7 protein-coding genes are annotated in these 7,726 nt (G+C 65.3%); 1 reads left to right on the forward strand and 6 read right to left on the reverse strand.

Annotated elements, in window-relative coordinates; genetic code table 11:
• Positions 1-95: 95 nt before the first annotated feature.
• On the reverse strand, positions 96-413 hold the full coding sequence (locus PKE75_RS13170; protein ID WP_271169203.1) for an HNH endonuclease signature motif containing protein: 318 nt from the start codon (positions 411-413) through the stop codon (positions 96-98).
• 159 nt (positions 414-572) lie between these two features.
• On the opposite strand from PKE75_RS13170, the gene PKE75_RS13175 reads away from it, so the two are divergent.
• Positions 573-1,025: a hypothetical protein gene (locus tag PKE75_RS13175; protein WP_271169204.1), complete on the forward strand. Its 453-nt coding sequence runs from the start codon at positions 573-575 to the stop codon at positions 1,023-1,025.
• A 1,279-nt stretch (positions 1,026-2,304) separates the two neighbouring features.
• On the opposite strand, the gene PKE75_RS13180 is transcribed toward PKE75_RS13175, so the two are convergent.
• From PKE75_RS13180 to PKE75_RS13200, 5 genes are all read right to left on the reverse strand, one after another.
• Positions 2,305-3,285 carry an AAA family ATPase gene (locus tag PKE75_RS13180; RefSeq protein WP_271169205.1) on the reverse strand — a complete coding sequence of 327 codons (981 nt, stop codon included), beginning with the start codon at positions 3,283-3,285 and terminating at the stop codon, positions 2,305-2,307.
• The gene (locus tag PKE75_RS13185; RefSeq protein WP_271169206.1) at positions 3,282-4,898 is read right to left on the reverse strand and encodes a DEAD/DEAH box helicase; all 1,617 of its coding nucleotides are present in this window, start codon (positions 4,896-4,898) and stop codon (positions 3,282-3,284) included. The genes PKE75_RS13180 and PKE75_RS13185 overlap by 4 nt, the downstream gene beginning before the upstream one ends.
• Before the next feature lie 253 nt (positions 4,899-5,151).
• Positions 5,152-5,388: a DNA-binding protein gene (locus tag PKE75_RS13190; protein WP_271169207.1), complete on the reverse strand. Its 237-nt coding sequence runs from the start codon at positions 5,386-5,388 to the stop codon at positions 5,152-5,154.
• Between the two features lie 47 nt (positions 5,389-5,435).
• Entirely contained in the window at positions 5,436-7,031 is a 1,596-nt protein-coding gene (locus PKE75_RS13195; protein WP_271169208.1) for a terminase large subunit, read from the reverse strand.
• Positions 7,031-7,474 (reverse strand): hypothetical protein, encoded by a 444-nt coding sequence (locus PKE75_RS13200; protein WP_271169209.1) that lies wholly within the window; start codon positions 7,472-7,474, stop codon positions 7,031-7,033. The genes PKE75_RS13195 and PKE75_RS13200 overlap by 1 nt, the downstream gene beginning before the upstream one ends.
• Positions 7,475-7,726: the final 252 nt, after the last annotated feature.

Genomic DNA, 7,726 nt, shown 5'->3' on the forward strand with positions numbered 1-7,726 from the left:
ATGCCCGAGCACCACGACTGAAAGCCGAACACCCGAGTGGGGCGGGAGCGCAGCTTCCGCCCTTCCGACTTCTGCGCCGCTCGCGCCTCCAAGGTTCAATCGAACCGCTCGGCCGCCCGCCTCGCCCGAGCCGCGCTCGTCTTCTTCCCATGACACGGGGCGCAGAGCAGCCGCACGTTGCAGGCGTCGAGCTCCGCGCCGCCGTCCTTCACCTCCACGATGTGGTCGCCGTAGATGACGCCGCCGGTCGCGCCGCAGGCCTCGCAGCGTCGGCCGCGCTCGGCCATGATCCGCTTCAGCAGCGTGCGCCAGGGCGACGAGTGGTAGAGCGGATCGCCGGTCTTCGGCGCGGGCTTGATGCGGCGCGTATCGATGGTCGCGATGCGCGGGCGGATGGTCTTTAGTCGAGCCACGTCGGCCCCGCCGTATTCAAGCGGACGCGGCCTTGCGCCGTGAGGTTTCCACCCGCTGTCGACAGGGCTTGCTCCTAATCAGCTTCCTAGACATCATTTGCTTGCAACCCGAGCATGGCCTGTTGGCAAATGGTTCGGCCATGCAATAGGACCATTACGATGGAACTCCTTGAACTAAAAAAACGGCTATTCAGTCAGTTTGGAGGATTTGCAGATGGACGCATAAAAGACCTCTCGAAGAGTGATCGCTTCATCTGTGACGATAGGGAACACGCTGATAACGATGCTAAAGGCAAGCTGTTTTACTGGTACGTAACAGTATATATGCGAGCGATATCCGGCGATGTCGTTCATATCGACATTGGAGACGCCATGCCGCAAAGCAAGGCAGTCAAAGAATGGATGAGCAATAATACTATAGAAGGCGAGTGGGGCCGGAGCGTCATCGAAATCAAAAAGGGCGAGCAAGGCAAGCTGAAGGAACTAGCAGCGCTCATCTCGTCGATCACCGACAAGCCTTATGACGTAAGGCACTACAAATATACCTGCCCTGAAGTCGCGTCGGTCCTGAGGCGGACGGCCGATGTCCTAGCCACAGTTTGGTCCGACTGAGCCCTTCCGTTGGGCATCTCGTGGCTTGCGCCCCTCATATTTGATCGGCAGAATGGGAGCGCGTTCAGAGGGCCCTTGAGGTTCCGCCTCGCTATGACAACGTGAGGTCTAAGCAACCGCGCAAGCGGTCGTCAGCCAGGAACGCCCCCCGGAGCGCTGGGTACTGGCTGACGCGAACGCTGACATCTGGCCTCCTAAACAGGAGACGAATGATGTCTGTGAGACGATCGATAAAACTGCCGTCCAAGCGCCTCTATGCGAGAACTCGTACTCAGAGGGCGAGTTTCTGGATGGCGCAAGTTGCGCCGGGCGACTGGCGACCTGCAAAGGATGTCGCAGCCTTTTTGGCGAAGCGAGACCGGCGTGAACTGAACACCGCAGTCGCTGTCCGTCACCTTAGGAAGCTCGGCGTGCCATGCCGACGCTTTGTGTCTGCGCGATAAAGGCATGCCGTCGTCGGTTTTGTGTATGAACTACGAGGGCGCGTTGGCTACTGTCGGCGCGCCCTCTGCTGAAGTCGCGATAGTCCGAACCAGTAGGGTCGATCCGGCTGGCGGCGACCACAGCCTTAATCCTTTCGGCCCGCTCGATTGTAAGAACGCCGCGGCCAAGCGCGCATCAGCTCTAAGCCGACGGCCAGCCTTCGATACCGATCCAGGCTCGCTCTCATGGCCAGCATCATCAGCCGACGCCGGGGGGAGGTCAAAAGTCCAGGCCGACGGGGGCCGGACCGGCATGGGCCCATCGCGCAGAGTTAGTTTCGCGATCGTCGCGATAATTCTCGTCGCATCAGCGACTTAGAAATTTTGTGCTTGCACGGGGTTCCGCACTCGCGTGATCGCGGCGGCAGTCGAAGGCTAACGCGACGACCTGCGCACGGCAGGCTCGTGACACTTGTGACGCCTCCGCCGATAACGACCGTGCGCGCGCGCATGCGCACATACGGCGGTAACAAGAACTGCCGTCACAAGTGTCACGAGGCCGGATCGGCGACTTCGATCCAGGGCGAAGTCGCCTCCGGTCGCGCGCCGACGTCGCCGGCAAGCGCATCGTCCCGGCAGCCCTTTAGCGACGGCGAGGAAGGCGAAGAGGCCGCCCCTTCGGGGCTGACGCGCTGGCGCGCGTCGCATACACACACAGAAAGCTCCGAAGGTGTAAGCGAACCTCATTACGCGACGGCGACCTCGGGAGGCGTAAGGAAGCGTAAGCGCCCCCTATAAAAGGGGGCTGCGCTTACGCCTTACGCTTACGGTCTCCCGCGTAAGGTTCTTACGCTTTCTTACGCCTCGCTTACGCTTACGCTGTTGCCGGACGCGGCGATGACGCCGGTCTCGCCGAGACGCTTTCGCGCGCTGTTGAAGGCGACCCGCTTTGCCGAGGGCTTCCGATCGCCGAACGCCGCGTAGGTCGCGGTGCGCCAGGCTTCGACATCCGCGGCGCCGCCAAGGCCGTGAAGGCATCGCAGCGCGGTTCGCGCGTCCCGCGACAGGGTGATGGGCTCTTTGGCTGAGACGGGACAGGAGGCCGGAGCCTCGCACGGCCGCGCGGCGATCACGAGCTCGGCGCCGGTCTCTATGGGCTCGAGCCGGAACGGGAATGTCTGGCCTTCCGCCACGGCGTTCGCCTTCGTCACTTCGATCAAGCGCCGACCGCCGCCAGCCCTCACCGTCATCTCGAGGTCGACGGCGCCGAGCAACGCGCTGGAGCCCCGCATGCTTGAGCCGCCTTTTGCGAGATGATGCAGCACGAGCACCATCGCTGTCGGCGCGGCCTCGGCGATGACCGTCAGCCCTTCGACCGCAAGGCCTACGTCACGGGCGGAGTTCTCGTCGAGGCCGCGCATGCACTTCGCCGCCGTGTCGATCACGACGAGCCGCAAGGGTGAAGCCATGGCTGCGATCATCCGAACGCCGTCCGCGATCTCTGCGATGTCCTTGGCTTCGGCTAATAGAGGCCGCCCGCCCGTGACGAAGATCCGCCCCTCCGGCCCGGCGCTGGCGAGCAGACGCCGTTGTGTCTCCTTCACGCGCTCGGCCGCGATGTAGACGACCCCGCCCTGCTCAACCTTCCTGCCGAGGAAGTCATCGCCGCGCGCGAAGCATGTGCTCAGCAGCACCGCCAAGGCGGACTTGCCGCCGCCGGGCGAGCCGACCAGAGCCACGATCTCGCCCTCAGCCACAAGGCCCTTCACGATCTCGCGGCGGATCGGCGGCTCCGGCAGGCGGTCCAGCCGGTGAAACAGGAACCGGCTGGCGATCACGCGGCGGCGCTCTCGTCAGCCGCGTCGCCATAGTCGACGGCGACGACGCGCCAGAACGCGCCGTCCTTCGCGAGGTCAATCGACGCCGGCCGGACCAGCTCGCCGCGGCGCGCGCAGGCCTCGCGCAGCGTCCGCGGCGCCGGGTCGTCGCCGAGCAGCATCGTCCACTGCCGCCGCCACCACGACGTGTCGAGCCGCTTGAACCAGGTCCGCACGATCGCGCCGCCGCCGAGCCCGTATGAGATCATGCAGGACAGCGACGTCGGGTCCGACGCCTTGCGGTAGGCGTGAAGCGCCATCGACTCCACAGCGAGCCGCTCCGTCCCTTGGACGGCGGTCCGGATCTCGACGGCCCGGCTCTCGCGGGTCCAGTCGATCGTGCCGAACTCGAGCTGCGTCGCGTCGACGGCGTGCGCGACCACGAGCGGCGCGCCGCAATGGCCGCACGCCTCGGCCTCGAACGGGCTGTAGGTGCCGCAGGCCCGGCAGGAACGCCACGGGGCGACGCCGCCGAGCGGCTGGCCGGTGCGGTCGAAGTGCGGCGCATGCACGGGCCCGAACCGCGGGACGTTGGCGGCGAAATCGAGCACGAGCAGGTCGGCCTTGCCCGCCGCCGGGCGCGTGCCGCGGCCGATCGACTGCGTGTGAATGATCGGGCTCATGGTCGGCCGGCAGGACGCGATCAGGTCGAGGTCCGGAACGTCGAAGCCGGTGAGCGCGGCCTGGACCGTCACGGCCATGCGCGCGCGGCCGTTCCGGAAGCTCCGGACGGCCTTGTCGCGGTCCTTCGCCTTAATCGCACCGACGATCAACGCCGGCCGTTCACCGCGCTTCCTGAGCTCGTCGAGATAGGCGCGGGCGTGGTCGACCGTCACGGCGAAGATCAGCCCCTTGCGCCGCTCCCGCATGGCGTCGAGCACGATGCGGACTTGCGGGATGACCTGCTCGAGGTTCGCGCGGACGAGCTGCGCCTGATTGTAGTCGCCGGCGCTGCGCGCAACGCCGCGCACCGTCATCAGCGCGGCCGGCGCGACGTAGCGGACCGGCGCCAGGAAGCCCGCCTCGACGAGCTCCGGCACGCCGATCTCATAGGGCTGGCAGGTGAACCACGAGTCCGGCCGGCCGTAGATCGCGCCGTCGGCGGTGCGGAAGGTCGTGGCGCTCAAGCCCACGCGCGGCGTCGCCCTGCCCCGCGGCAGGCCGGCGAACAGACGCGCGAACCAGCTTCCCTTGTGCAAGGGCATCTGATGCGCCTCGTCGACGATGACGAAGGCGGGATCAAAACCGACGGCGCCGGCGAGGCTCTGCGGCGTGCCGACGATCACCTGGGCGTCGAGCTCGCGCCGGCCAAGCGCCGCGCACGCAACGCCGATCGACGCCGCGGGCAGCATGCGCCGCAGCGCGCCCTCGTTCTGCTCGGCGAGTTCCCGCGACGGCACGACTACGAGGATGCGGCCGACCGGCAGCAGCTCGGCGACGACGCCTGCCACGACGACGGACTTCCCGGCGCCGGTTGGCAGGCTCGCAACCGGATGCTCTCCGGCGCGCACGGCCGAGACGAGCGCCGTCACCGCCGCGGCCTGATACGGCCGCAACGCAGGTCGAACGGACATGGCGAGGCCTTCAGAAAATATGGTTATCAGACGACAATTCATTCAGATCGAATGAAGAACCTAAGTGCTTCCATGTCACCGCCAGGCAGGGCCAGGCCGGGCGCTCTGATGAAGAGGTCAAAATGCTTGACGGCAGCAACGCCTCGGCGCGAAGCTCGCGGCGAGCCCTCGGGTCATTTTTCGGGGGACCTTCGCCTAAAGCGTCGCGCAGTCGCCGATCGAAGGACGGTCGGCGACTGTCGGGGCCCCACTGCTAGCTTCCCTGATCGCCGTTGTGCTGTCTGGATTGCGGACGAGCCGCAGCCTCGCGCTCGGCCAGCCAAGCGTTGATGCTCGACTGGCGAGCGGCGACCGTTTTACCGCCGAGCTTGAAGATCGGCAGGCCGGCCGTGCGGGCGAGGTGCCGAGCTTGGTCCGGCTTCAGGTTGCCCGCGCCGATCCCGATGGCCTTCCACCCCTTCAAGAGGTCGGCCGGAGGAGCCTGTTCCATGTCGCTTCCTTGTCGCATCGATGTCGCGTCCAGACGCCGCCGCGTTTTTACGGACGGTTACAAATCAATGGCTTAGGTGCCGCGCCGGGCCCACCTCTCGGCACAAACAAAGAGGCCGCCCGGAGGCGGCCTAAGTAATTGATGACACAAACACTTTTTATGGTTTTGGCTTTGTCGTACCTAATTCCGTAGCCCTGAGGAATACCGATCAGCGTTTCGTTCTCGGCCGTGACGCCGATAGTCGCGAGCGCCGCCACCATGTCGCCGAGACCGGCTGGGTCGACGCCGACGGTTGCGAGCAGGCCCGCGTCGCGAACTCGCCGAATGAGGCCCACGATCTCGGAAATGTCGTCGAGCTCGTCGTCGACGATCGTCAGTTCGCCAGCCTTCTGAAAGTCCAGCAGCTTGGAGGCGATCGATTGGCGGCGCGTCAAAACGCTCTTGTGACACCATGCATGTGACCAGGCGAACCAGCGCTGAGCGAGAGGGTCCGGATTTTCGCCCTGCTGCCGCTCTCGGCCGAGCGCGTTGAAGCCGAAAAGGTCGTCAAGTCCGCCACCGTCGAGCCCGATCGTCATTACCTCGCAGCGATCGAGCAGGCTGTCGAACGTGAGATCGCCCGCAGGAAGCGCGCGCCTCTCCCAGAACTCGGCGCCAGGCCAGCGGTTCGCGCGAAGATTCGATCCGATCTGGACGTTCAGGTGCTTGGCGAGGAACGTCTGCAGGGCGTTGCCCGTGCCGCGCTCCGCCTCGCGCAGCTTTTCGTCGATGAAGGCCTTTCGGACCGACCGGCCGAGATTTGGATTGGTGACGAACCACCACGCCGGATCGAGATAGTCCTTCCGCTCGATCAGCTCCTTCGGGAATTCGTAGAGCACCGGCAGGCTCTTCGGATCCTCGACCTTGCCGTCGCGAACGTCGCGGAAATAGTCGAGCTTCTCCTTGAACACGCCGGCCGGCGGATCGTCCGACTGCGTCGACAGGTAGATGACGAAGCCCTCGGGGCGCGTCGCCAGGCCTCCCGTCGCCTCTTGGAACATCGCGGAGGCGTTCACGCGTTTGCCGAAGATCCAGAGTTCGTCGATCAGAACGAAGGCGGCTTTCTTGCCGCCGACGGTGTCCGTGTCCGCCGCGACAACCTTCAACACAGCGCGGGTTATCCGGTGCGTGATGTGGCGGAAGTTGTCCTGGACGTGCAGCAGGTCCTTCAGCTGAGGGTCGGCACGGACCATCGCGGCCGCCGGCTCGAAGCTGTTCTTCGCGATCTCGATCGTGGGCGCGAGGATCAGAAGCTCGGCCGAATGTCGCCAGTTCCGGATCAGCGCCGTGACCATGATGGCGGCGGCGATCGTCGACTTGCCGTTCTTCTTCGAGATCAGCAGGAAGAAGTTGCTGATCAGCCGCTCGGCGAGCTCCGGGTCATAAGCGCCGAAGATCGCCCGGACGAAGTCGAACACCCACTCGTCGCAGGCTTCGCCGAACGTCGGCTGGCCCGGCAGATCGACCATCCGAAGCGACTTGAAGACGGCGAGCGCCGCCTCCCCTTCGTCCGGAAAAAGCGGAGCAAACGGGATGAGCGATCGGCGCGCAACGATGCGGTCCGCCCAATCCGGACAGGCTGTGGACCACGTCGGCGCGGGCATCAGTCGTTGTTGACGACGAGCTTCGGAGCGGCCGGCGTCGCGTAGATCCCGCCGATCTGCTCAGCGGCGCGCTGTGCTTCCTCTTTCTTGCCGAGCTTCTCAGCGGGCGCGGGCACCGACGGTGCGTCTACGGTCCCCGACTTTTCGCGGTCGCGTAGCGCCCCAGCCGCGGCGCCGACCTCGTTTAGCTCGATCAGCTTCTTCGTCGCGGAGACGTTGCCACCCCGGGCCTGCTTCCAGAGCAGATCGAGCGCCTCAATCGAGTGCTTCGCCCCGCCGTGCTCGAGCTCCGTCGCAAAGTGCTTTCGCAGTGTGTCGACATCGATCTCGATGCCAAGCGCTATGCGGTTGTGAGACCATCCAGCCGCTGCCGCCTGCGAGACCCGCTTGCGCTGGGCGAGCGTCGGCTTGAACGCGGGCCGCCCGCGCTTACGCGCTGTCACGTCGTAATGCTCCGCAGTGGTTTTTCGGTCATTTCGTGGAGTTCAGCCGGATTTTCCGGGTGGCGGAAAAAATTGTGCGAATGTGACCCGATGCGGCGGGGGCCCCTAGGGCTGTGGACTTTAGGCCCCCCTACCCCTTCGCGGAACGCTGGCGGCTCGATGAGGTTAGGAGAGACCAACCTAATCACGGAGCGAAGCCATGGATCACAGCAAGCATGTGCGACTGACGAGCGACGAACTCACCGGCTCGAC

This window comes from Hansschlegelia plantiphila, assembly GCF_027922265.1.
Classification (GTDB): Bacteria; Pseudomonadota; Alphaproteobacteria; order Rhizobiales; family Methylopilaceae; genus Methylopila; species Methylopila plantiphila.